Source organism: Pedobacter sp. UC225_61, assembly GCF_044452285.1.
In the GTDB taxonomy this organism is placed as follows: Bacteria; Bacteroidota; Bacteroidia; order Sphingobacteriales; family Sphingobacteriaceae; genus Pedobacter.
Map to the genome: position 1 here is coordinate 1,191,121 of NZ_JBIOAL010000001.1, position 23,295 is coordinate 1,214,415.

Genomic DNA, 23,295 nt, shown 5'->3' on the forward strand with positions numbered 1-23,295 from the left:
CAAAGTAGAAATATGCTTCAACTCAATTTCCCATCTTTCCCAGTTTTAGAAACCGAAAGATTACTGCTTAGAGAACATGCATTAACAGATGCCGATACGTTATTCGCCCTGCGAACCAATGAAAATGTAATGCGTTTTATAGATCGTGAAAGACCAAAAACAGTTAAAGATATAGAAACATTTATAGCTACTTTTAATGACGGATTTAAACAAGGTCAGCATTTAGCTTGGGTAATTGCATTAAAAGAAAATCCAACCCAAATGATTGGGTCTATTGGCTATTGGCGTGCAAACTTGGCTAATTACCGAGCAGAAATTGGATACATGTTACACCCAAACTATTGGCGAAAAGGAATAATATCCGAAGCTTTAAATGCAACAATCGCCTTTGGCTTTAACCAAATGAAATTGCATACCATACAAGCCAATATTAATCCAGGAAATGATGCTTCTCGGCAAATTCTACTAAAACATGGTTTTGTAAAAGAAGCTTATTTTAAGGAAGATTATTATTTTAATGGTAAATTTTTAGACAGTGAAATTTATTCGCTATTGGATAATAAATAATTAAACATTCAATTATGTTAAAAACCGCAACACCCATCCTCGCCTCCTTAAATGCCGATGAAACCATCAAATTCTATACAGAAAAGCTTGGCTTTACCTTCCATAACAATTGGGATGGATATTTGATCTTCAGTAAAGATGAAATTAACATTCACCTTTGGCCAACAAGTGATGAAAGCATTCCAAAAAATACAGGCTGTTATGTTAATGTAACAGAGGTTGACAAGCTCTATGCCGAGTACGAGAAGCAAGGCGTTGTTCACCCGAATGGGAAATTAAAAAATATGCCATGGAAAATGCGCCAGTTTTCTATTTTGGATAATAATGGAAATATCATCCATTTTGGAGAGGATATTTCTAAAGAAGAGGAATAAAATAATACGGATTAAAGCGATTAAAGAACTTAATTCTGTGTCACAAAATAATTAGCAAGGCGTAAGTAAAACAGACTTTATAATTACGATACAATAGTTATATTTGCGCTTGGTAATTTTTGAATAAACAATGAGAGAGATCCAATTTAGAGAAGCACTACGCGAAGCATTAAGCGAAGAAATGCGTAAAAACGAGAACATTTTTTTAATGGGTGAAGAAGTTGCGCAATACAATGGTGCATATAAAGTTAGCCAGGGAATGTTAGATGAGTTTGGCGATAAACGCGTTATCGATACTCCAATTGCAGAGCTAGGTTTTGCAGGTATCGGTATTGGTGCAGCAATGAATGGCCTAATTCCAGTGGTAGAGTTCATGACTTTTAACTTCTCATTGGTAGCAATAGATCAAATTATAAACGCTGCGGCAAAAATCCTTTCTATGAGCGGCGGTCAGTTCTCTGTTCCAATCGTTTTCCGTGGTCCAACAGGTAATGCAGGTCAATTAGGTGCACAACACTCTCAAAATTTCGAGAACTGGTTTGCAAACTGCCCAGGCTTAAAAGTAGTAGTTCCATCAACCCCATATAACGCTAAAGGTTTATTAAAAGCAGCCATTAACGATCCAGATCCAGTTATTTTCATGGAATCTGAAGTGATGTATGGCGATAAAGGCGATGTGCCAGAAGGCGAGTACACCTTAGAAATTGGTAAAGCACAAGTTGTTAAAGAAGGTAGCGATGTAACCATCGTAACTTTTGGTAAAATGTTAACTCGCGTAGTAAATCCTGCTGTAGAAGAGTTAGCTAAAGACGGTATTAATGTAGAGGTGATCGATTTGTTAACGGTTCGCCCTATTGATTACGCAACTATTATCGAATCAGTTAAAAAAACTAACCGTTTGGTAATTGTAGAAGAAGCTTGGCCATTAGCTTCAATTTCTTCAGAGATTACATTTAACGTTCAGAAGAATGCATTCGATCATTTAGATGCCCCAATTTTACGTATTACATGTGCCGATGTACCGCTTCCATACGCTCCAACACTTATTGCAGCTAGTTTACCTAATGCAGAAAGAGTAGTGAAAGCGGTTAAAGAAGTAATGTACGTTAATAAATAGTATCAAATTGTCACGCTGAGTTTATCAAAGCGCATAAAATATAAATCCTCTAAGTTTTCTTAGAGGATTTTTTGTTTATTAATAAACCCAAAACTTAGATATAAGATAGTAATGTGATGGTATAATTTATCTGCTTCACCATAAGAAGAATGATATATCAGTTACTTTTACACACAGGCAAGTTTCCTTTTTACACAGCCAGGTTTCTTTTCGACACAGCTGGATTTCTTTTTTACATTGCCAAGTCTCTTTCTGACATAGCTGGGTTTCCTTTTTACATTGCTAGGTATCTTGCTGACATGGCTAGGTCTCTTTCTGACATTGTTGGGTTTCCTTTTTACACAGCCAGATTTCTTTTTTAAATAGTCAGGTTTCTTTCTGACAAGGCTAGGTCTCTTTCTGACAGGGTTGGGTCTCTTTCTAACATAGCTAGGTTTCTTTTTTATATAATTAGGTTTCTTTCTGGCATAGTCAGGTTCCTTTTTGCAAAAGTATATGCACCTAAAAGACTAGGTAATAAAAGGTTTACGGGTATTTAAATTATATATCTTGAGCGCATTGGTAAACACATCTATTTAATAATTTAAAACAATGTCAAAAGGCTATGAAACGGGCCACGCTAAGAATGTGGCAAACTTTGAAACTTTAATTTCTTTTGTAATTGGGTATGGAGCAATTTATAATCCCTCTAATCTATTAATCCATATAGGTAGTATGCAGGGGCAATTGGTACAGGCTAAAAATGCTATTAACGATTTTCATGTGCTATTTGCTAATTTGGCTAATGCTGTTGTAGCAAGGGAGATAGGATTTAAGCCTTTAAGGAAACTTAGTACTCGCTTGTTAAATGCTTTGAAAGCTACGGATGCTCCCATACAGGTTATTGAGAACTTGGCTACTATCAATAGGAAGTTACAGGGTAAAAGGGCTTCAGGTAAATTAACAGAGGAGAGGAAGGCTGAGTTGTTGGCGCATGGAAAGGTAGTTAACCAGATTTCTGCTTCTCAATTGAGTTATGATAGTGTATTGGATCATTTTGATAAACTGATAAAGCTGCTTGCTTCTATACCACAATATCAACCAAATGAAATAGAATTGAAAGTGAACACGCTGGCTGCACAACATAGTACTCTTACTCAATTGAATGCTTCTGTTGTTACTCACGAAATTGCTCTTAGTAATGTGCGTTTATTACGTAATGAGGTTATGTATAATTCGGAAGTTGGTATGATTGCTAGTGCTCAATTTGTAAAGGCATATGTGAAATCTGTATTTGGAGCGAGTAGCGCATACTATAAACAAGTTTCTGGGTTATCGTTTAGAATGATGAGGCCTTTGTAGGTTATTAATAAGTTAATTTTGGACTTATGTATATATGGTTAAATTGTTTAAAAATCTATCTAACCTTTATAGCCTAAATCCATAAATTAGCTCACTCTAAAACTAGATATGAATACACATTTCCAACCTATTGCAAGCGCATTAAGCATTTCGATTAAACAAGTTAGCGAAACATTGGCATTATTAGATGAAGGTGCAACTGTACCTTTTATTTCACGTTACCGTAAAGAAGTAACAGGCAGTTTAGACGAAGTGCAAGTGGCTGCTATACGAGATTTAGCGCAACAGTTAAGGGAGTTAGATAAACGTAGAGAAGCTATTTTAAAATCCCTTACAGAGTTAGAGAAATTAACCCCTGCTTTAGAGAAACAACTAAACGAAGCCAAAACAATTACCGCTTTAGAAGATATTTATTTGCCTTATAAACCGAAGCGTAAAACCAGAGCATCGGCAGCTAAGGAAAAGGGTTTAGAACCTTTGGCATTGCGCATTTTAGCACAAAGTAGAATTGATCCATTGCAAGAGGCTGCTGGTTATATTAACGATAAAAAAGGCGTAGCAAATGAAATGGAAGCCTTAGCTGGCGCTAGAGATATTATTGCGGAATTGGTTAGTGAAAACGTGGAGGCTAGAACTAAAATGCGTCATCATTTTATGCAAAAGGCGACTTATAAAACAGCTTTAGTAAAGGGAAAAGAAGCAGCTGGAATTAAGTATAAAGACTATTTTGAATGGGAGGAGAGTGCTAAATCGGCACCATCACACCGAGTATTGGCTATGTTGCGGGGTGAGCAAGAAGGGTTTTTGAAATTGGATGTGCTTCCACCAGATGAAGCAGCGATTGAGTTATTGGAAAATCAATTTTTAACAAGTAACAATGCATGTGCTGATCAGGTACAATTGGCCATAACTGATGGTTATAAAAGATTACTTCGCCCTGCAATGGAAACGGAGTTGAGAGCAACAATTAAGCAAAAAGCAGATGAAGAAGCAATCAAAGTTTTTGCAGAAAATGCTCGGCAGTTATTATTAGCTGCGCCAATGGGACAAAAAAATGTATTAGCTATTGACCCAGGTTTTAGAACGGGTTGCAAGGTTGTTTGTTTAGATAAACAAGGTCAGTTACTAGTTAATACCACGATTTACCCACATACTGGACAGGGGAATTTGAAGGATGCAGCTTGGCAAATTACTCAGCTTTGCGAGAAACATGAGATTGAAGCGATTGCTATTGGGAATGGTACGGCAGGTAGAGAAACGGAAGTTTTTGTGCGTGGTTTGAAAATACCTGATGTGGTTGTGGTGATGGTGAATGAAAGTGGTGCATCTATTTATTCGGCATCGCCTTTGGCAAGAGAAGAATTTCCGACACAAGATATTACGGTTCGTGGGGCAGTTTCTATTGGTAGGCGATTGATGGACCCGTTGGCAGAATTAGTGAAGATTGATCCGAAATCGATAGGGGTTGGACAATATCAACACGATGTTGATCAAAATAAGCTGCAACAAAGTTTGGATGATACGGTAATGAGTTGCGTAAATGCGGTTGGTGTTGAATTGAATACGGCTTCGAAACAAGTATTGTCTTATGTTTCTGGTTTGGGAGATACATTAGCGCAAAATATTGTGAATTATCGCAATACGCATGGAGCATTTAAAAATAGAGAGAGTTTAAAGAAGGTTGCTCGTTTGGGTGATAAAGCCTTTGAGCAAGCTGCAGGTTTTTTGCGTATCCGCGATGCGAAACAAGTGCTGGATAGAAGTGGAGTGCACCCAGAACGTTATGATTTAGTGAACCGAATGGCTAAGGATTTGGGTTGTACTGTTGATGATTTGATAAAGGATGTAAACTTGCAAAAGCAAATCAATTTGCAACGTTATGTAAGTGCTGAGGTTGGTTTGCCAACGTTAACTGATATTGTAAAAGAATTGGCTAAGCCAGGTCGTGATCCGCGTGAGCAGTTTGAAGCGTTTAGTTTTGCTGATGGAGTGAACTCGATAGAAGATTTAAAAACTGGAATGAAATTATCTGGCATTGTAACCAACATTACCAATTTTGGTGCCTTTGTAGATATAGGTGTTCATCAGGATGGTTTAGTGCATACTAGCCAGCTAGCGAATAGATATGTGGCAAATCCTAATGAGGTGGTAAAAGTAAGTCAGGTTGTAGAGGTAACGGTGGTTGATATTGATGTGGCGAGAAAAAGAATTGCTTTATCGATGAAAACTGAAGAGAGTCAGAAAGACCGAAAGTCAGGAAGTCAGAAAGATGATAGAGCAAAGAGTTTTGCGGTTAAATCAAATCAAGTAGTTACTAAACCTCAACAGCAGCCTAAAAAAGAAGCAGATGGAGATTTACAAGAGAAGCTAGCGAAATTGAAAGGATTGTTTAAGTAAGGGTTTACCACCTAAAAAACCTAAGATCATCTATGTTTAAGTAGGTTTGTCAAATCGTCTTTGCGAGGTTCATTCTCCGATTTTTCCTCGGTAATGACCGTGGCAATCCCCTTTTGGGGTTTGTTTTCTAGAAGGAGGTTGCTTCGTGCCTCGCAATGACGGACGTAATCAAAGGGTTTTTTTGCAGGAAAGGTGCTGAAATAAATTCAGCATGATGAAACGTTCTACAATTCTATCTGTCTTTTAATACTTTCTTCTAAAGAAATTAATGTTTCGGTACGTTGTATTCCTTTTACAGCTTGTATTTCTTCGTTTAGTACGTGGCGCAAGTGATCGGTATCACGACAGGTTATTTTGGCAAACATGCTATAGGAACCAGTTGTGTAGTGTAATTCTACTACTTCTTTTATTTTACTAAGCTGTTCTACGGCATCCTTATACAAAGAACCTTTTTCTAAGTATATACCTAAAAATGCGGTGATATCAAATCCTGCTTTTTTAGGGTCAATAATTAAATGTGAGCCTTTGATGATACCCATATCTATCAATTTTTTCATCCTTACGTGTACGGTTCCGCCAGAAATGATGAGTTCCTTTGCAATTTCAGTATAAGGTTTTGTCGCATCTTGCATCAACTGTGTTAAAATCTGAATATCGAGGTTGTCAATTTCTAAATTTTGAGTTTCTTTTTTAAGCATAATTTTCTTAATTTTTATTAATACTGCTAATTTATTACAATTTTCGTAAAAATAAAATAAAATGATTAAAATATTTGCAACATATTTAGTATTTGTCTTATGTTTGTATCAAGCAAGTACAACAAGATAGTTCTTTAAAATCATTTGCTTATACTCTGTAGGGTGGTGAAATTGGCAGACACACCTCCTTGTCTCGGTGGTAGAGAAGATGGGAAATCCGGTAACGGTACAACCACTCTATGAAGGTTCAACTCCTTCCCCTACAGCAAGTTAAGTTTTACGTTTTAAAACGTATTACATGTAACTTAACAAAGAATGTTGGGTGGTGAAATTGGCAGACACACCTCCTTGTCTCGGTGGTGGGGATTATGGGACAAACGCAATTTATGGGTTGACCACAAATTAATTTTGAATTGCAGCTAACTACCCCTTGAAGGTTCGAACTCCTTCCCCAACAGCCAGTTTTATAAATAATAAGTTAGTTAAGGAAAGCGGCCCAGGTACAGGTCGCTTTTTTTGTGTGATCAGGATTTTCTGGATTAAATGGGTAATAAAAAGCCGCAGATGCGCAGATTTTCAAATTTGAACATTATCAAAAGAAATCTGTGTATCTGCGGCTAATTTTTTGTTAGTCTAAGTTTATTTCATTCCGTATTTATCGCTAAACTTTTTATCTAATTGTTTGTGCAAATTATCTAGGTTAATATCTCTTCCCTGAATAAATGCTTGCTCTACTTTATTACCTATCATATCTAAAGCGTCTCCGCCTGATATAAAGAATGTAGCATCTTTGCCAATTGCTAAACTACCTGTAGTTTTATCAACTCCCATAGCCATTGCAGCATTTAAAGTGATAGTTTTAAGGGCATCTTCTTTATTCATTCCCCAGGCAGAAGCTGTACCAGCCATAAAAGGTAGGTTACGTTGTCTCCAGAAACCATCACCTCCATCAAAACTAATCACTACGGTAACGCCAGCATTACTCAAACGTGCCACATTTTTGTAGGGCATGTTTACATCGTCATCAACATTGTTAGGTAAAGATTGAGGTTTTTTAACCACTACAATTATATTGTTAGCTTTTAAAAAATCAGTTAGCAGGTACGCTTCATCGCCACCAACAATCACTGGTGTAATTCCGAATTTCTTTGCAAAATTAACAGCGGCTACAATCTCTTTTTGTCCATCTGCTGTGATAAATAATTTCTCAGTTCCATTAAACACACCTTTCATTGCGGCCAAGCGTGTATTGGTTACAGCAGGCGTTGTTTCGGTATATACCTTCGCTTCTGAGAAAAACTTATTTAGCTCGAGTATTGCGTTATTGGTGCGTTCGTTAGGATCAACAGCAGTTGCGCCAACACCAAGTCTGCCTCCGAAACCAAAACCACCTCTTCCTCTCGGAGCAACTGGCCAAGTCATATGCATGGCATCTTCCTTTTTAATTGCTGCATCTTCCCAATTCCATGCATCTAATTGTACAACAGATGAACTACCTGAAATTGTACCACCTGAAGGTGTGATTTGAGCCATTAAAATACCATTGCTACGTAAGGTGTTAATTACTTTTGAATCTGTATTGTAGGCAATTATTGAGCGAATGTGTGCGTTATTTTCTCCTAATTCATCATCATCAACAGTTGCTTTTACTGCTTCAATTTCAATTAAACCTAAATTGGTGGTTGGAGAAATAAAACCAGGGTAAATGTGTTTACCGTTTGCAGAAATTACTTTTGCATCTGTAAGGGCCAACTTTACAACTGTGGCGTCGCCAATACCAATGATTTTACCTTTATCGAATATTAAATACCCGTTTTCGATTACTTTTCCATCACCTGTGTGAATAACAGCACCCATTACCACAGTTTTTTGTGATTGAGGTTTTGCTGGTGAAATAGTTGCTTGTCCGTAGGTTAAACTTACTGATGCAAATAATGCTATAGCTGTACTTATATACTTATTCATGATTGTTTGCTCCTTCCATTTCTAGTTGATTTTGTTCTGCCCAATAATCTTCTTCAGTTTCACAAGCGTATAAGCGAGGGGGTCTATTACCAAAAGCACGTTGTGTACTTGCACCAGCATTTTTGCTTGTTGCTAATTTTTGAATGATACGAGCTTTTTCTTCTTTTTGTGCAACTTGTAAAGCAGCATCACGATCTATATCCCAATATGCGATACCATCAACAAAAGTTTTTTCTGCTTTTGCGTAAATAGAAAGTGGATTAGCTGACCAGATTACTACGTCTGCATCTTTACCAACTTTTAAACTTCCAACTTTGTTGTCGATGTGCAACATCTTAGCAGGATTTAAAGTAACCAATTTTAACGCTTCTTCTTCTGAAACGCCACCGTATAATACAGATTTACCAGCTTCTTGATTTAAGTGACGAGCCATTTCAGCATCATCAGAGTTAAATGCAGTAGTGATACCTACGTTGTGCATAATTTTTCCGTTATACGGGATGGCATCTTGAACCTCCATTTTGTAAGCCCACCAATCTGAGAAGGTTGAACCAGCTATACCATGTGCTTTCATTTTATCGGCCACTTTATAACCTTCTAAAATGTGAGTAAACGTGTTGATTTTGAAACCTAAACTATCGGCTACATGAATTAACATATTGATTTCACTTTGTACGTACGAGTGACAGGTAATGAAACGTTTGTTGTTTAAAATTTCTACGATTGCATCTAATTCTAAATCTCTACGCACATTATTACCTTTAACAGCTAATGCTTTTTCATATTCTTTGGCACGTGTAAATTCATCAACAAATGTTTGCTCTACACCCATACGAGTTGATGGGAAACGTTGATTATTTGATGAAGAACTTTGTTTAACGTTTTCGCCTAAAGCAAATTTGATGAAACCATCTGCACCAGCAAACTTTAATTCTTCTGGTAATTTACCCCAACGTAATTTAATTAATTGCGATTGTCCACCGATTGGATTTGCTGAACCGTGTAAGATTTGGGATGAAGTAACACCACCAGCCAACTGGCGATAAATGTTAATGTCTTCAGAGTTAATGATATCTCCAATTCTAACCTCTGCAGAAACTGATTGTGCGCCTTCGTTAATACCGCCTGTTCCGGCAATATGTGAGTGTTCATCAATTAAGCCAGCAGTAATATGCTTACCAGTTGCATCAATTACTTTAGCTGAGCCAGCAGCTAAATTTTTACCAACGGCTTTGATTTTTCCACCTTCTAAAAGTACATCTGCATTTTGTAGAATACCTTCTTTTTCATTTGTCCAAACTGTGGCATTTTTTAATAGCACTGCTTCCTGAGTAGGAGCTTTCTCAGTACCAAATGCAATAAATGGATAGATTAAAGCGCCATTTGCGGTTGCTGGTTTTGCAGGCTCATCACGTTTTGGCATTTCTTTGGCGGCTTCTTTAAACGAACCATTCCAGAAACCAGCAGGGGCAGAGTTTATTACTACATCTCCACTAAATGCTACAGGATTTCCATTTGTTAAATAGCCACTTAAGCGAACATCACCAACAGGATTTTTCTTTAAGTTAAATCCGATAGTTACCCAATCACCAGTACGTGCAAACGTTGCAGTAGTTTTAACGCTATCAGCACCTAAACGTTCAATTGAAGCCATTGGCGCAGTTGCAGTTCCTGTAATTCTTAATACAGTTGAGCCAATTCCATCGATATTTAAATTATAGGTTCCGCGTAAATCTGTAACATCCATTCTGTTTACCACAAAACGTTTTCCTTGTACCCAGTTTTCGAAAATGATGTTTCCTGCTTTAAAGATATTATCAGATGTAATTAAGAAATTGGCCAATTTGCCTTTTTCAATTGAACCAACTTTATCGCTTACACCTAAAATTGAAGCAGGAATTTCTGTAACCGATTGTAAGGCTTGTTTTTCTGTTAAGCCGTTAGTTATAGCTTGTTGAATGTTTGTCCAGAAGTCTTTTGGCGTTTCTAAACCAAAGGTAGTTAATGCAAATTTTACACCTGCTTTTTCTAACACACCTGGATTTGTTGGCGCTAATTCCCATCCTTTTAATTGAGATAAACTTAAATTTCTAGCTTCGATTGGATCTTCAACATCAAAAGCTTTAGGGAAACTAATTGGAATAATTAGTGTTGCGCCTGTTGCTTTTACTGCATCAATACGTTGATATTCATCTCCCGTAGATTTGATGATATACGATTTACCAAATTCTTTCGCGATTTTATCAACACGTAAAATATTTGCCCAACCATCGGCTTCAAAAAGCTGTGGTAAGGTTTGTTGTTTGTTAAATTGTTCTAAAGAGATGTTATATTCTTCCTTTTGATTTTTATACCAGCTTGCATCTAAATAAGTTTGACGCAATAACGCGATAGAACCCATTAATGACGATGGATAATCGTTGGTAGAAGTACCTCTATTAAATGAATAATTTGCTGCACTTTGATCGTTAAGCATTACGTCATTTTCTTTTCCATCGTTTAACGTAACAGCCGAAGATGTACCACGAGCAATACCATCGCGATTAATTACGTTTACACTACCAAATCCAGCTTTACGTAAATCATCAGCTTTTTTAGTATCGATAGTGAAAATGGTTCTCACTTCAGTTTCTGGACGAATACTTTCATTCCAGCTGTACGCTCCTTTTTTAGTAGAGGTAAAAACAGATTGTCTACCGAAGAAACCACCTGTAGGAGCAGTACGTTGTGTTTCAGGAATTCCGTAAGATGTAAAAGCATCAATTAAGGAAGGATAAATATATTTTCCTTTTAGGTCTATCACTATATATCCTTTTGGGATAGTGGTACCTGTACCAACCGATTGGATGGTTTTGTCTTTGATTAGCAACACGCCGTTACTAATGGTTTGATTGGCGTTTACTACAATGTTTGCGTTGGTAAAAGCATATAATCCCGGTCTAACGTCAAAAGAACCATTAACGGGATAAGTTTGCTGCGCAAACAAAAATGCAGTAGAAAACACCAACGCGAGCGCAAGTAGAATTTTCTTCATCATGTTTAGTTTGTTAAGTCCTTAAATCTATCGATAAATAAAGATTTAAATTATTTATAACATGTTTTTTACTTAGAAAGGATATAAATTATTTATAGTTTGGAGATGATTTGAAGAACTTTGAGATAAAGACCAATTATTTATTATTTTTGAAATAAAAACACCATGAATTTTTATCAAATTTTAAAAAGTGCACACTCTGGTTGGAGATATATTGTTTTTGCTTTACTAGTAATCGCAGTTATTAATGCTTTATCAGGTTGGTTAGGCAAAAAGACATTTACAGATGGTAATAGAAAGCTAAATGTTTTCACATTAATTAGTGCACATATTCAGTTATTATTTGGATTGGGATTGTACTTTGTAAGTCCGCTTACAAAAATAGCTTCTTCTGAACCGATTGGACGTTATTGGAAAATGGAACACATCAGCATGATGATCTTAGCCATTGTTTTGATTACAATTGGTAATTCGAAGTCTAAGAAAGTTACAGATGCTGTGGCAAAACATAAAGCTGTTGCTATTTTCTTCGGTTTGGCATTAGTAATTATTGTTGGAGCAATTTTTATGATGGTAAAAGCAGATCCATCTAGAACTTTCTTTGGGGTTTCTTAAAACATTGCATGTTTAAGCCTAGACAAATTCTTATTTTAATTGCAGTTTTAATTTTGATCTGTTTAACTGTAAGCCTTTTAAAGAATGATTTTGTGTCATTTATTTTGCCAGGCTGGCATACTACTATCTATCCACCTTATTTTGTTATTTCTTGTATAAGCCTTAGCCTAGCTTGGATTTTTGCTATTTTATTGATATGGAAAGGTTATTTAGCTTTAAAAAAGAAGTAATAAGTTCTAATACCAATAAAAACTCAAATATTTTGATTATTTAACTTTTTGAATAGCTCTTCAAATACTAATTCAGCCTTCTGGATGATATAATTTTATCTTTAGGGTCATATAACTGCCTATTGCTGGTTATACATCACTTAAAGGATGATTTTTTAGTATTAACATAATCTATATGTTCGTTTTACTAATAAGGAATTGAAATATTTTCGATGACCTTCTAGCTATTAGTTATCCATGTAAAATAACATACATATGAAAGAACAATTCAAAAACAATTCAAAATTTTCTTTAGTAGTAGCCTTACTATTAACAGTTAGTGTCACAGCCTTTTATGCGTGTAAGAAAAGTGGGGAAAAGGTAGAGAAAATTACTGCAAGTATTAAGAATACTGCTCCAGCCTTTTCAAGCCTAAGTCCACAACAACAAGTAAATGTGCTTTCTAGAGACGAAGATTGGAAAACGATTGTAGAATTAAATACAATGTTTATGGATAAGGTGGTAAATAGTAAGGAAAGTTTCAATTCAGTAACTCTTAATGATGAAGAAAAAATATTAAGTATTATTGGGATGTCACGGGAGGAGTATTTGGGGAAAGTTGCTAAAGCTAAATCGGCGGCTGAAAGAATTTTGACAAAGTATAATATAAGTAAAAATTTAAATGCAAGCTGTGCTAGTTGTAATCTTCAAAAAAATGAAAAGGATTTTGCAGATTTTAAACAAAGTATTAACTTTTTCAAATCTAATAGATCAACATATGAACAACAGAGACAAAATATTATAACAACATCTCTTGTTGCAGCAGAGCCAGGGGGTGGTGGAGAGTCTTTATGTTGTGGTCCAGACTTTTATCTTTGCGCAACCATCTGTGCTGCCACAATTGAAGCGTTTCCAGTTTATCTTGCTTGTTGTTACCTTTGTTATAGATCATATTGTTGTAAAAGTTAATATGGAAGCTATATTTACTGTAACCTTCGCAATTTTATTTTATATTTTTTTTAGCTTCATAAAAATGAAATACTTAGAAAAATTTTTATGGAAAAATGTTGTACATTATATATTTTGTATTTTTCTTTTTGCAATACTTTTTTGGAACTTGTTAAAGTTTAAGAGTGAGTATTTAGATTTTCAAAATGTAGCTTTTGCAATTATTATAGTATTTTTTATTTACAAGATTTATAAAGAAATTGATAGAGTTAAGAGAGAAAAAAATAATTGAAATATTTAATTATGATAGTTTAGCATAATTTCCATGATTCTTTTACACAAATTGAAATAGGACAAATTCTAATAAAAAACTCAAAATATTTTGATTATTTAACTTTTTGTATATTTTTGCTGCTCAATGATTAACAATAACTTACATACATGGCAATGGCGTGGTACTCAAAAGAGTTTCGTCGTAGCTTTGTGCACCTTATAGTTTATCAACCTAAACCTAAACCACATTTAAAACCCGACGTAACCACACGCCGGGTTTTTTTATGTTCGGCGACTTAAGTCAACGGACAAAAGTAATTGAATAAAAGAAGAATGAAAACATATACAATACAAACACATACTAAAAAGCGATTAGCAGATACCACTACTCCGGTAAGCATTTATTTGCGTTTACGCGATGTTTTTCCGAACACCATATTATTAGAAAGTTCGGATTATCATAGCCGTGAGAATGCGACAAGTTATGTTTGCGCTGAGCCAGTTGCTGGAATTATGCTCCAAGATGGGAATTTGACTATGTATTTTCCTGATGGTACAAAAGAAGCAAAAACTAATTTCATTTTGGCGGATGAAATTGCTGCATTTAAAACTCGCTTCAATCCGGTTAATCAGACAAAAGATAAGCACATTTCTACAGGTTTATTTGGTTATTTTACATGGAATGCTGTTCAACATTTCGAGGATATTTCATTTACCTCGGCTACGCCTGATGATGAAAAAATTCCGACCATGCAATACCATGTGTACAGATATATTATTGCGATTGACCATTTTAAAAATGAAGTTACACTGGTTAAAAATGTTTTTAATAATGATGAAAATGAAGATTTAACAAAAGTTGAATACATTATTCAGAATAAAAATTACCCGGAATATAGTTTTAAAACCAATGGGGAAGAGCAATCTAATTTAACCAACGAAGGTTTTATGGATATGGTAGAGCAAATGAAAAAGCACATTTATCGCGGTGATGTTTTTCAGATTGTGCCATCGAGAGCTTTTAATCAAGGTTTTTTGGGCGATGAATTTAATGTATATCGTTGTTTGCGCTCTATAAACCCATCTCCATATTTGTTTTATTTCGATTATGGCAGTTTTAAGTTGTTCGGTTCATCGCCAGAGGCACAAATAACCATTGGTAATAACGTAGCAAATATTTTCCCGATTGCGGGAACATTTAAACGTACTGGAAATGATGAGGAAGATGCTGCTTTAGCGAAAAAATTAGAACAAGATCCAAAAGAAAGTGCAGAGCATGTGATGTTGGTTGATTTAGCCAGAAACGATTTAAGCAGACATTGTAGCGGAGTTGAAGTGAAATCGTTTAAAGAAATTCAATATTACTCGCATTTAATTCATTTGGTTTCTAAAGTGAGCGGAAATTTACAAGATGGAGTAAGTGCTTTTAAAGTGGTTGCAGATACGTATCCGGCAGGAACTTTAAGTGGTGCACCAAAATATAAAGCCATGCAATTGATCGATCAATATGAGAAATTAGGGCGTAACTTTTATGCTGGTGCAATTGGCTATATGGGCTTTAACGAAGATTTTAATCATGCCATTATGATTAGAACTTTTATGAGTAAAAACAATCATTTGCATTATAGAGCAGGAGCGGGAATTGTAGCTGATTCTATTGCAGAAAATGAATTAAATGAAGTCAATAACAAGATAGCGGCATTGCGTAAAGCAATTGCAATGGCAGAGGAAATATAATGAAAAAACCAATTTTAGTAATCGATAATTACGATAGTTTTACCTATAATTTAGTGCATTTAATTAATGAATTAGGATATGAAGCTGTAGTTTGGAGGAATGATAAATTTGCTTTGGAAGATGTAAATGTATATGATAAAATTTTACTTTCACCAGGACCAGGAATACCAGAAGAAGCGGGTTTGTTGCTAGAAGTGATCAAAACGTATGCACCAACAAAAAGCATAATGGGAGTATGTTTAGGCCAGCAAGCAATAGCTGAAGTTTTTGGTGGAAGTTTATTGAATTTAGGTAGACCAATGCATGGAATTGCTACACCAATTACAGTTTTAGATAAAAAAGATTTAACATTTAAAGATTGTGTAGAACCGATTGAAGTAGGGCGTTACCATTCTTGGGTGGTTGATCCAGCACATTTGCCAGCAAGTTTAGCGGTTACTGCAACTGACGGTGATGGACAAATAATGGCCTTGCGCCATAAAGAATTTGATGTTTGTGGCGTACAATTTCACCCAGAAAGTGTATTAACGCCAAGCGGAAAACAAATGATGAAAAATTGGTTAGAGAATTAGCATTTGCACAAGATGAACATTTTAGATAAAATCGTACTCCGTAAAAAGGAAGAAGTTGCCGAAGCCAAACAAAAGGTTTCAGTTAAAGAATTGGAATCTAATCCAAATTTTCAACAACAGCCTTTAGTTTTCAAAGATTTTTTAATTGATGAAAAACGGACTGGAATTATTGCAGAGTTTAAACGTCGTTCGCCATCTAAAGGTTTAATTAATGGCACAGCAAATGTTACTGAAGTTACTAAAGCCTATAATTTAGCGGGGGCTTCTGCATTATCTATACTAACAGATACTGATTTTTTTGGTGGCAAAACTGAAGATCTACTTCAAGCAAGAACGGCAAATCAAATCCCAATTTTGCGCAAAGATTTCATGATTCATGAATACCAAATTTTAGAGGCTAAAGCTTGGGGTGCGGATATCATTTTATTAATTGCCTCTATTTTAACGCCACAACAAATTATAGATTTTGGTAAACTAGCGCAAAGCTTGGGGTTAAATGTTTTATTAGAAGTACATAATCTAGAGGAGTTGGAAAAATCAATATGCCCAAATGTAAATGCGATTGGTGTAAATAACAGAAACCTTGGCGATTTTACTGTTAATATTCAAACTTCGTTCGATTTAGCGGATAAAATACCAAATGAATTTTTGAAGATTTCTGAAAGCGCAATTGATAATCCTGAGGTTATTAAACAGTTAAAAGCAGTGGGGTATAACGGGTTTTTGATAGGAGAAAATTTCATGAAAACTGTAAATCCTGGCAAGGAAATTTTAGAATTTGTAAAGCATTTATAATTACGGTTTACAGGCTTAATTTATCATAATATGCTTATTAGTATTCACTAATGGCATAGTGTTTGTCTTTAGATATGAAATAACTAATTTCTACTAAAAACAAATACCATGAAAAACAGTGCAAAAATTCTATCCTTATCTTTTATTGTGTTGGTCGCAACAGTTTTATTTTCTTGTAAAAAAGACAATAATAATGATGGAACACATAAAGTAAAATTTAAGGCAGAAACATCATCAGATGCAAAGCTCTCTTCTGTCGTTTATACTAGTGAAACAGGAGAAGCCACAACTAATTCATCTGTAAATAGTAGTTCTTTTGCTAGCGCAGAATTGACTATTCCATCATCTATTCCTGCAATTAGTTTTGGTGCAACTGGCATTGGCAATAGTGCTGGATCTACCTTAAAGGTTCAAATTTGGGTTGATGGCAACTTGGTTAAAGAAAATATAAGTACAGGAACAACATTATCTGCTACTTCTACATATTCTTTTTAACAAAGCAGATTACTTAATAGGATGCCCAGTTTTAACGCTGGGCATTTTTGTTTATAGAATTTATTTAATATTTCATGGCTTTAGCATGAAAATGAAACGTTGATAGATTTAGTATCTTTGTAACTATACATGGGAAAACAAAAAACATACGACACCGCCCTTAAACAAGAAAGAGCGGTACTTGTTGGGGTAATTACACCTGGAGAAAAACCTGAACAAACAAAAGAATATTTAGATGAGCTAGCCTTTTTGGTAGATACAGCTGGTGGTGCGGTAGAAAAAACATTTACTCAAAAAATGTTGAAACCAGACAGAGCAACATTTGTTGGAACAGGCAAATTAGAAGAAATACAAGCTTATGTAAAAGCTGAAGAAATAGATATGGTGGTTTTTGATGATGAATTATCGCCATCTCAACTGCGGAATATTGAGCGGGAACTACAGGTTAAAATTTTAGATAGAAGTAATTTAATTCTCGATATTTTTGCAGGTAGAGCACAAACTGCACAAGCAAAAACACAAGTAGAACTAGCGCAATTGCAATATTTATTACCTCGATTAACGCGTTTATGGACTCACTTAGAGCGCCAAAAAGGTGGTATTGGGATGCGTGGACCAGGTGAAACGCAAATTGAAAGTGATAGAAGGATGATTTTGGAGAAAATCTCTTTATTAAAAGAACGCTTGAAATTAATTGATCGCCAAAACGAGACACAACGTAAAAACAGAACACAATTAATTCGTGTGGCGTTGGTGGGTTATACAAATGTTGGTAAATCTACCATTATGAATATGTTGGCTAAATCTGAAGTATTTGCTGAAAATAAATTATTCGCAACACTAGATACAACTGTTCGTAAAGTGGTTATAGAGAATTTACCTTTTTTACTATCGGATACTGTTGGGTTTATTAGAAAACTACCTCACCATTTGGTAGAATGTTTTAAATCTACATTAGATGAAGTAAGAGAAGCAGATATTTTAATACACGTGGTGGACATTTCTCATCCAAATTTTGAAGATCAAATTCATACCGTTAATGAAACGTTGAACGATTTGGGTGCAAGAGATAAAGATACCATCATGATATTTAATAAAATTGATGCGTACGTTACGCCAAAAGCAGATGAATATAACGAAGAAGAGGAAACTGTGCCTCTAACCGTAGGAGATTTTAAAAAGAGTTGGATGGCCCATCATAATGCACCAGCAATTTTTATATCTGCTACTAAAAAGGAAAATATCGAAGAGTTTAAGCAATTATTATACGACAAGGTTAAAGCCATACACACTTCACGATATCCTTACGATAAGTTACTATATTAGCTGAAACAATAACCCATTTTATGATGAAGAAACTAGTTTTATGTAGCGTTTTCTGCTTTTTATGTATTATATCTAAAGCTCAAATAGTGAGTTTAAGTACAGCAGAATTAACAAAATTAAAAAGTTTAATTCGTTCGGAGGCTGATGTGAAAAAACAATGGGAAGACCTATTAAAAACAGCTAACGAATCGCTTGAAGCAACTCCAAATCCTTCTGATACTATTTTAACAGAAGGAATTTTACAAGGTGATCCGCGTAAAACTAGAACGTGGAAATCTATTGAGGATATGCAAAAAGTGTATTCACTGGCATTTGCATATAAAATTACTGGCGAAAAGAAATACCTAGCTAAAACGAGCGAATTTTTATTGGCTTGGGCTCAAAGAAATCAGCCGCAAGGCAACCCAATTAACGACACTAATTTAGATCGGATTATTTTTGCTTATGATTTGGTTAAAAATGATTTATCAGATGATATCAATTTGGCGACAAATCTTTGGTTAATGAAGGTTGGTCTACAAGAAATAAAATCTTTTAATAAGGCGGCAAATGGCAAGAGTTTAACTTATATGAATAATTGGAATTCTCATCGCATTAAGGAAGTTGCGGAAGTTGCTTGGGCAATTAATAACGATAGCTTGAAAACATGGGTAATTGATATTTATAAAAAACAAATTGCAAAAAACCTAAATCAAGATGGTAGCAGTTTTGATTTTCATGAAAGAGATGCATTGCATTATCATATTTATGACGTAGATCCGCTAATGGTTGCTGCAACTATTTTAAATAGAGATGGTAAATTTGGTGAGAGTGCGTATAGTTATAAATCGCCAGAAGGAAACTCGTTAAAAAACTCAGTCGATTGGTTAGTTCCTTTTTTTACAGGAGAGAAAACGCATGCTGAATGGGTAAACTCTAAATCATCTTTTGATAAAAAAAGAGCTGCTAATGGAGAAAAGGGTTATATTGCGGGAACACTATTTAAGCCACAAGAAGCAAGAACAAGCATTGCCTTGGCAAATTATTTTGATAAAGGAATGTTAGCGATTTATCAGGCAAATATTAATAGTAAATCAAAATATCCTACTTGGCAATTTGTGTTAAATGAGGTAAAGAGAAAATAAGAATATGGAAAGTAAAAGACAACAGAAGTTTGCAGGATTATTACAAGAAGAGCTTGCTGCCATTTTTCAACGTGAGGGAGCTGCTTACTTGCCCAATACATTAGTTACCATTACAAAAGTTCGCGTTTCGCCAGATTTAGCTGTAGCTAAAGTATATTTAAGCTTTTTAAACACTAATAATACTAGCCTTTCTGTAGCTACTGTAAATTCGCATGCTAGCGAAATTAGATACAAATTAGGTTCACGCATTCGTCATCAGGCAAGAGTTATACCAACACTTTCGTTTTTTGTTGATGATACCAATGAATACGTTGAGCATATGGATAAAATCTTTAATAAAATTGCGAAGGAACGTAAGGATACCGACGAAGAAAGCGATGAGCAGCACTAAGTATATACGCGAACCAGGAAACTTTTTTACTCACGTTATTCCAGCACTTTTAGCAATTCCAGGATTATACCTTTTGCTACAAAGATCACATACTTACTTTGAGTATTCGGCGGCTTATATTTATGGAATTGGTATTTTGATTTTATTTGGCGTAAGTGCAACTTATCATAGTGTTCCAAAAACAGAATATGGCATTCGTTTTTGGCAAAAATTTGATCATTGCTGCATTTATTTAATGATTGCAGGTTCTTTTACACCAACAGCTTTGCTGGTTTTTGATGGCTGGTTGCGCTGGGTATTATTTGGTGCAGTTTGGTTAATCGCATTAATTGGCTGCTTATTGAAGATATTTAACCGACTAAAGAGCCAAGCATTATCTACCGCTTTATACATATCGATGGGTTGTTTGGTAATTCCTTTTCTACAAAAAATGTTACAAGTTCTACCAGCTGCTTCAATTGCATGGTTAATTATTGGTGGCGTATTTTATGTTGGGGGTACGTATTATTACGCAAAGGATAAGCCTCTTAATAGATTTTTTCATAGTCATGAGTTATGGCATGTATTTGTGAATTTCGGGGCACTTTCGCACTTTATTTACAATTATGTTTACGTTTTTAATGTGTGATGAATACTCTACAAAAACTTCAGGACTTCTTAACTAATCCAATACATACAATTGGGAAAGTTGTTGATTTTAATTCATCAACTGATACGTTATTGCCATTCGATTTTACGGCAAGCAATATAGAATTAACAACCGAAATATTAGCAGATACGAATTTATTTTCCCTTTGGGTTGATAGAAAATTAGTGGAAAGTAATGCTAAATATGGTATTGGAGGTTATAATGAACACCGTACAATTTATAGCAGAAGCGGACATTTTGATACGAATGAGGAGCCTCGGAGATTACATTTAGGAATTGATATTTGGGGGCCTGCGGAAACGCCAATCTATAATTTTTACGATGCAAAAGTGCACAGTTTTCATTTCAATGATAATTTTGGAGATTACGGCGCCACCATAATTTTGCAATACCAATTGGATGATGTGACATTGTATGCATTGTATGGTCATTTAAGCTTAAAATCGTTAACTAATTTACAAGAAGGACAATTTATCAAAAAAGGGAAACATTTTGCCAGTTTTGGTATTGCCGAAGAGAATGGTCATTGGCCACCGCATCTACATTTTCAATTAATGTTTGATATGGAAAATAAAAAAGGTGATTATCCTGGAGTTTGTCAATTTTCTAAACGAGATGCTTATCTACACAATTGCCCAGATCCAGCATTAATTTTGCAGCATACTTTTACATCGGCTTTGCCTTAATTTTCGTAAATTTAATTATGTTCAAAATTACAGCAGCTTTTCTTCTGTTAATTTCTGTTTGTGTTAAGGCGCAAGAACCTCAACTAAAAGGTGGACTATCGTCTTTTTTGACTGAAAATAAAATTTATCCGCCGTATTCCTTATATAATTGTATTCAAGGATCAGTCAGCATTGGGTTTAAATTAAACTCAAAAGGGAATATTTATTATTCAGCTATTAAAAAAGGAATAGGAACTGATTTAGACGATGAAGCATTACGATTAATTAGAATGACTAATGGAAAATGGATAGTTCCGTTAACGCATGATACCACAACTTTAGTGATAGTTCCTGTTAATTTTTCATTAAGTGGTTATGATTGTGATCGAAAGGATAAAAAAGAAATTGCTTTAGCCATCAAAGCATATAAAGACGAAGAAGAATTGACAAACGTTGTAATCAATTTTTACCGCAATAAAGAAAAGGGAAATTTTAAACAAGAAGATGAGATCAAGATTTTACAGATTAAGGCCGATTTGGGAATAGACGATGAATATTTAGATGCTAGAGTTAATTCTGGCCTTAAAAAACAAAAGCAAGGCGATATGCAAGGCGCTTGTGAAGATTTTAAATTTGTAAAGTATATGGGCTCTGACAAAGCAAATGATTGGCTCTTAAAATTCTGTAAATAATATGCGCATACTTTTTCGTTCTCTTGCTTTTTTAGATTTAATATCACTTGTTTTTATGGCAATGCAATTGTGGAATATTGCAAATCATTATAACGAAATGCCTAATCAACTTTCCGTAAAAGTAGAAGGTATATTAATGTTTCCAATGTTTTTACTAGTGCTATTTGGCGCTAATGGATTGTTTTTCACCAAAAAATTCGGTTTTATACTCTATTATATTCAATTTCCATTTAGGCTTTATTTATGGGTTTTTACTGTCGGATTTATAACTCTTTTACCAGAAGCGCTTGATAATTTTGAAGATAAATGGCCTAATATCTTATTAAAAGTTTGTATAATGGTAGAATTTATTAGGTTGTATTTAACAGTAAAAGGCCAACTTAAACTGAAGGACCAGCAATAATATGTATTGCTTTTGGAATTAGTTTTGCCTCAATTTCATTCACTTTTCCAATATATTCACCATCAACTTGGAAATGCGCCTTATATTTTGTCGTTATTTTTAAACTGGAAGCTTGAAAACTCTCAATCTTTTTAGGATTCCAAGGTAAATTGCTCACCCATATTTTAAGAATTTCCATTACTGCATATTCTTTTACCAGAATAATTTCGAAAAGAGTATCATCAAGTTTCCCATCAGGATTTATTTGCAAACCAGAACCATATTGTGTAGCATTTGCAATGGCAACCATTGCCGCTTTCTGTTTTATTAATTTCTTTCCAATTTTAAACTCAACATCCATCTTATGATGATTCCAAAATGCCTGCCATGCAGCTTTTGCATACGTCCACATTCCACGGCCATGTAATTCGTCAAATTTTTTAACTAAAAAGGCATTAAATCCAATGTCAGCTAAATGGATACACAATTCATCATTAACCAAAACAGCATGTATTTGTTTTGGTTTTGCTGTTATCGTTAACGCTAAAGCCTCTTCTATTTTCAACGGAATATTCAATTCCTTAGCCATACCATTTGCAGACCCTGCCGGTATAATACCAATAGGCGTAGTAGTTTCTAATAAGCATTCGGCCACCAATTTTAAAGTTCCGTCTCCACCAACAGCAATTACTCGATCTGCTTTTGAATTTTTAATGGTTGTTTTTAAATCAGCAAGTGCACAATCTTTTGGTAATTCATAAATTTCAAAATCTTCGGCTTTTGATTTAAAAAATGCCTTTATTTCTTTTTTAAAGTCGATAGTATTATTGCCAGAACCAGGGTTTATGATAAAGAGCAATTTTTGAGTTTTCGATTTCACAGATGGTTATTTAATCTTTCATACAAACAACTGATGTTAAACTCTGTTT

22 protein-coding genes and 1 tRNA gene are annotated in these 23,295 nt (G+C 34.9%); 19 read left to right on the forward strand and 4 right to left on the reverse strand.

Going from position 1 to position 23,295, the window contains the following annotated elements:
• Window positions 1-12: 12 nt before the first annotated feature.
• From ACHMWN_RS05780 to ACHMWN_RS05800, 5 genes are all read left to right on the forward strand, one after another.
• Window positions 13-567 carry a GNAT family N-acetyltransferase gene (locus tag ACHMWN_RS05780; protein ID WP_397298487.1) on the forward strand — a complete coding sequence of 185 codons (555 nt, stop codon included), beginning with the start codon at window positions 13-15 and terminating at the stop codon, window positions 565-567.
• A 14-nt stretch (window positions 568-581) separates the two neighbouring features.
• Window positions 582-941 (forward strand): bleomycin resistance protein, encoded by a 360-nt coding sequence (locus ACHMWN_RS05785; protein WP_397298489.1) that lies wholly within the window; start codon window positions 582-584, stop codon window positions 939-941.
• Between the two features lie 130 nt (window positions 942-1,071).
• Entirely contained in the window at window positions 1,072-2,058 is a 987-nt protein-coding gene (locus ACHMWN_RS05790) for a pyruvate dehydrogenase complex E1 component subunit beta (protein WP_397298490.1), read from the forward strand.
• Window positions 2,059-2,649: 591 nt separating this feature from the next.
• The gene (locus ACHMWN_RS05795; RefSeq protein ID WP_397298492.1) at window positions 2,650-3,399 is read left to right on the forward strand and encodes a hypothetical protein; all 750 of its coding nucleotides are present in this window, start codon (window positions 2,650-2,652) and stop codon (window positions 3,397-3,399) included.
• A 108-nt stretch (window positions 3,400-3,507) separates the two neighbouring features.
• Entirely contained in the window at window positions 3,508-5,796 is a 2,289-nt protein-coding gene (locus ACHMWN_RS05800; RefSeq protein WP_397298493.1) for a Tex family protein, read from the forward strand.
• Window positions 5,797-6,020: 224 nt separating this feature from the next.
• Here ACHMWN_RS05800 and ACHMWN_RS05805 read toward each other — a convergent pair whose 3' ends face one another.
• Complete coding sequence (locus tag ACHMWN_RS05805; protein WP_397298494.1) at window positions 6,021-6,494, reverse strand: Lrp/AsnC ligand binding domain-containing protein; 474 nt, start codon at window positions 6,492-6,494, stop codon at window positions 6,021-6,023.
• Window positions 6,495-6,650: 156 nt separating this feature from the next.
• On the opposite strand from ACHMWN_RS05805, the gene ACHMWN_RS05810 reads away from it, so the two are divergent.
• Window positions 6,651-6,760 (forward strand) — tRNA-Asp (locus tag ACHMWN_RS05810).
• 373 nt (window positions 6,761-7,133) lie between these two features.
• Here the strand turns inward: ACHMWN_RS05810 and ACHMWN_RS05815 are convergent.
• Both ACHMWN_RS05815 and ACHMWN_RS05820 read right to left on the reverse strand, forming a co-directional pair.
• A complete protein-coding gene (locus tag ACHMWN_RS05815) occupies window positions 7,134-8,459 on the reverse strand; it encodes an amidohydrolase family protein (RefSeq protein ID WP_397298495.1) in 1,326 nt (441 codons plus the stop codon).
• Window positions 8,452-11,493, reverse strand: a complete 3,042-nt coding sequence (locus ACHMWN_RS05820) for an amidohydrolase family protein (RefSeq protein WP_397303547.1) — start codon at window positions 11,491-11,493, stop codon at window positions 8,452-8,454. The genes ACHMWN_RS05815 and ACHMWN_RS05820 overlap by 8 nt, the downstream gene beginning before the upstream one ends.
• A gap of 165 nt (window positions 11,494-11,658) precedes the next feature.
• On the opposite strand from ACHMWN_RS05820, the gene ACHMWN_RS05825 reads away from it, so the two are divergent.
• The 13 genes from ACHMWN_RS05825 to ACHMWN_RS05885 all read left to right on the forward strand — a co-directional run bounded on the left by ACHMWN_RS05825 (window position 11,659) and on the right by ACHMWN_RS05885 (window position 22,387).
• The gene (locus ACHMWN_RS05825; protein ID WP_397298496.1) at window positions 11,659-12,108 is read left to right on the forward strand and encodes a cytochrome B; all 450 of its coding nucleotides are present in this window, start codon (window positions 11,659-11,661) and stop codon (window positions 12,106-12,108) included.
• 485 nt (window positions 12,109-12,593) lie between these two features.
• The gene (locus tag ACHMWN_RS05830) at window positions 12,594-13,286 is read left to right on the forward strand and encodes a hypothetical protein (RefSeq protein ID WP_397298497.1); all 693 of its coding nucleotides are present in this window, start codon (window positions 12,594-12,596) and stop codon (window positions 13,284-13,286) included.
• A 585-nt stretch (window positions 13,287-13,871) separates the two neighbouring features.
• Window positions 13,872-15,275, forward strand: a complete 1,404-nt coding sequence (locus tag ACHMWN_RS05835) for an anthranilate synthase component I family protein (RefSeq protein WP_397298498.1) — start codon at window positions 13,872-13,874, stop codon at window positions 15,273-15,275.
• Window positions 15,275-15,847, forward strand: a complete 573-nt coding sequence (locus tag ACHMWN_RS05840; RefSeq protein WP_397298499.1) for an anthranilate synthase component II — start codon at window positions 15,275-15,277, stop codon at window positions 15,845-15,847. Before ACHMWN_RS05835 ends, ACHMWN_RS05840 begins: the two co-directional genes overlap by 1 nt.
• A gap of 12 nt (window positions 15,848-15,859) precedes the next feature.
• Window positions 15,860-16,642 (forward strand): indole-3-glycerol phosphate synthase TrpC, encoded by a 783-nt coding sequence (gene trpC / locus ACHMWN_RS05845; protein WP_397298501.1) that lies wholly within the window; start codon window positions 15,860-15,862, stop codon window positions 16,640-16,642.
• 108 nt (window positions 16,643-16,750) lie between these two features.
• Entirely contained in the window at window positions 16,751-17,137 is a 387-nt protein-coding gene (locus ACHMWN_RS05850) for a hypothetical protein (protein ID WP_397298502.1), read from the forward strand.
• 129 nt (window positions 17,138-17,266) lie between these two features.
• Window positions 17,267-18,463 (forward strand): GTPase HflX, encoded by a 1,197-nt coding sequence (gene hflX, locus ACHMWN_RS05855; RefSeq protein WP_397298503.1) that lies wholly within the window; start codon window positions 17,267-17,269, stop codon window positions 18,461-18,463.
• 20 nt (window positions 18,464-18,483) lie between these two features.
• Window positions 18,484-19,587 (forward strand): alginate lyase family protein, encoded by a 1,104-nt coding sequence (locus ACHMWN_RS05860; protein ID WP_397298505.1) that lies wholly within the window; start codon window positions 18,484-18,486, stop codon window positions 19,585-19,587.
• A 4-nt stretch (window positions 19,588-19,591) separates the two neighbouring features.
• Complete coding sequence (gene rbfA / locus ACHMWN_RS05865) at window positions 19,592-19,978, forward strand: 30S ribosome-binding factor RbfA (RefSeq protein ID WP_397298507.1); 387 nt, start codon at window positions 19,592-19,594, stop codon at window positions 19,976-19,978.
• On the forward strand, window positions 19,965-20,606 hold the full coding sequence (locus ACHMWN_RS05870) for a hemolysin III family protein (protein WP_397298508.1): 642 nt from the start codon (window positions 19,965-19,967) through the stop codon (window positions 20,604-20,606). Before rbfA ends, ACHMWN_RS05870 begins: the two co-directional genes overlap by 14 nt.
• A complete protein-coding gene (locus tag ACHMWN_RS05875; RefSeq protein ID WP_397298510.1) occupies window positions 20,606-21,313 on the forward strand; it encodes a peptidoglycan DD-metalloendopeptidase family protein in 708 nt (235 codons plus the stop codon). Before ACHMWN_RS05870 ends, ACHMWN_RS05875 begins: the two co-directional genes overlap by 1 nt.
• 17 nt (window positions 21,314-21,330) lie before the next feature.
• On the forward strand, window positions 21,331-21,984 hold the full coding sequence (locus tag ACHMWN_RS05880) for an energy transducer TonB (protein ID WP_397298511.1): 654 nt from the start codon (window positions 21,331-21,333) through the stop codon (window positions 21,982-21,984).
• A gap of 1 nt (window position 21,985) precedes the next feature.
• On the forward strand, window positions 21,986-22,387 hold the full coding sequence (locus tag ACHMWN_RS05885) for a hypothetical protein (RefSeq protein ID WP_397298513.1): 402 nt from the start codon (window positions 21,986-21,988) through the stop codon (window positions 22,385-22,387).
• Here ACHMWN_RS05885 and ACHMWN_RS05890 read toward each other — a convergent pair.
• On the reverse strand, window positions 22,365-23,246 hold the full coding sequence (locus ACHMWN_RS05890; RefSeq protein WP_397298514.1) for a diacylglycerol/lipid kinase family protein: 882 nt from the start codon (window positions 23,244-23,246) through the stop codon (window positions 22,365-22,367). The genes ACHMWN_RS05885 and ACHMWN_RS05890 overlap by 23 nt on opposite strands.
• Between the last annotated feature and the right edge of the window lie 49 nt (window positions 23,247-23,295).

Bases quoted from the DNA above. Each gene is read 5' to 3' on its own strand.
- ACHMWN_RS05850 (WP_397298502.1), top strand. From the start codon at position 16,751: ATGAAAAACAGTGCAAAAATTCTATCCTTATCTTTTATTGTGTTGGTC.
- ACHMWN_RS05880 (WP_397298511.1), top strand. From the start codon at position 21,331: ATGTTCAAAATTACAGCAGCTTTTCTTCTGTTAATTTCTGTTTGTGTT.
- ACHMWN_RS05835 (WP_397298498.1), top strand. From the start codon at position 13,872: ATGAAAACATATACAATACAAACACATACTAAAAAGCGATTAGCAGAT.
- rbfA (WP_397298507.1), top strand. From the start codon at position 19,592: ATGGAAAGTAAAAGACAACAGAAGTTTGCAGGATTATTACAAGAAGAG.
- ACHMWN_RS05875 (WP_397298510.1), top strand. From the start codon at position 20,606: ATGAATACTCTACAAAAACTTCAGGACTTCTTAACTAATCCAATACAT.
- ACHMWN_RS05860 (WP_397298505.1), top strand. From the start codon at position 18,484: ATGATGAAGAAACTAGTTTTATGTAGCGTTTTCTGCTTTTTATGTATT.
- ACHMWN_RS05830 (WP_397298497.1), top strand. From the start codon at position 12,594: ATGAAAGAACAATTCAAAAACAATTCAAAATTTTCTTTAGTAGTAGCC.
- hflX (WP_397298503.1), top strand. From the start codon at position 17,267: ATGGGAAAACAAAAAACATACGACACCGCCCTTAAACAAGAAAGAGCG.
- trpC (WP_397298501.1), top strand. From the start codon at position 15,860: ATGAACATTTTAGATAAAATCGTACTCCGTAAAAAGGAAGAAGTTGCC.
- ACHMWN_RS05805 (WP_397298494.1), bottom strand. From the start codon at position 6,494: ATGCTTAAAAAAGAAACTCAAAATTTAGAAATTGACAACCTCGATATT.
- ACHMWN_RS05885 (WP_397298513.1), top strand. From the start codon at position 21,986: ATGCGCATACTTTTTCGTTCTCTTGCTTTTTTAGATTTAATATCACTT.
- ACHMWN_RS05840 (WP_397298499.1), top strand. From the start codon at position 15,275: ATGAAAAAACCAATTTTAGTAATCGATAATTACGATAGTTTTACCTAT.
- ACHMWN_RS05780 (WP_397298487.1), top strand. From the start codon at position 13: ATGCTTCAACTCAATTTCCCATCTTTCCCAGTTTTAGAAACCGAAAGA.
- ACHMWN_RS05795 (WP_397298492.1), top strand. From the start codon at position 2,650: ATGTCAAAAGGCTATGAAACGGGCCACGCTAAGAATGTGGCAAACTTT.
- ACHMWN_RS05820 (WP_397303547.1), bottom strand. From the start codon at position 11,493: ATGAAGAAAATTCTACTTGCGCTCGCGTTGGTGTTTTCTACTGCATTT.
- ACHMWN_RS05815 (WP_397298495.1), bottom strand. From the start codon at position 8,459: ATGAATAAGTATATAAGTACAGCTATAGCATTATTTGCATCAGTAAGT.
- ACHMWN_RS05870 (WP_397298508.1), top strand. From the start codon at position 19,965: ATGAGCAGCACTAAGTATATACGCGAACCAGGAAACTTTTTTACTCAC.
- ACHMWN_RS05790 (WP_397298490.1), top strand. From the start codon at position 1,072: ATGAGAGAGATCCAATTTAGAGAAGCACTACGCGAAGCATTAAGCGAA.
- ACHMWN_RS05785 (WP_397298489.1), top strand. From the start codon at position 582: ATGTTAAAAACCGCAACACCCATCCTCGCCTCCTTAAATGCCGATGAA.
- ACHMWN_RS05800 (WP_397298493.1), top strand. From the start codon at position 3,508: ATGAATACACATTTCCAACCTATTGCAAGCGCATTAAGCATTTCGATT.
- ACHMWN_RS05825 (WP_397298496.1), top strand. From the start codon at position 11,659: ATGAATTTTTATCAAATTTTAAAAAGTGCACACTCTGGTTGGAGATAT.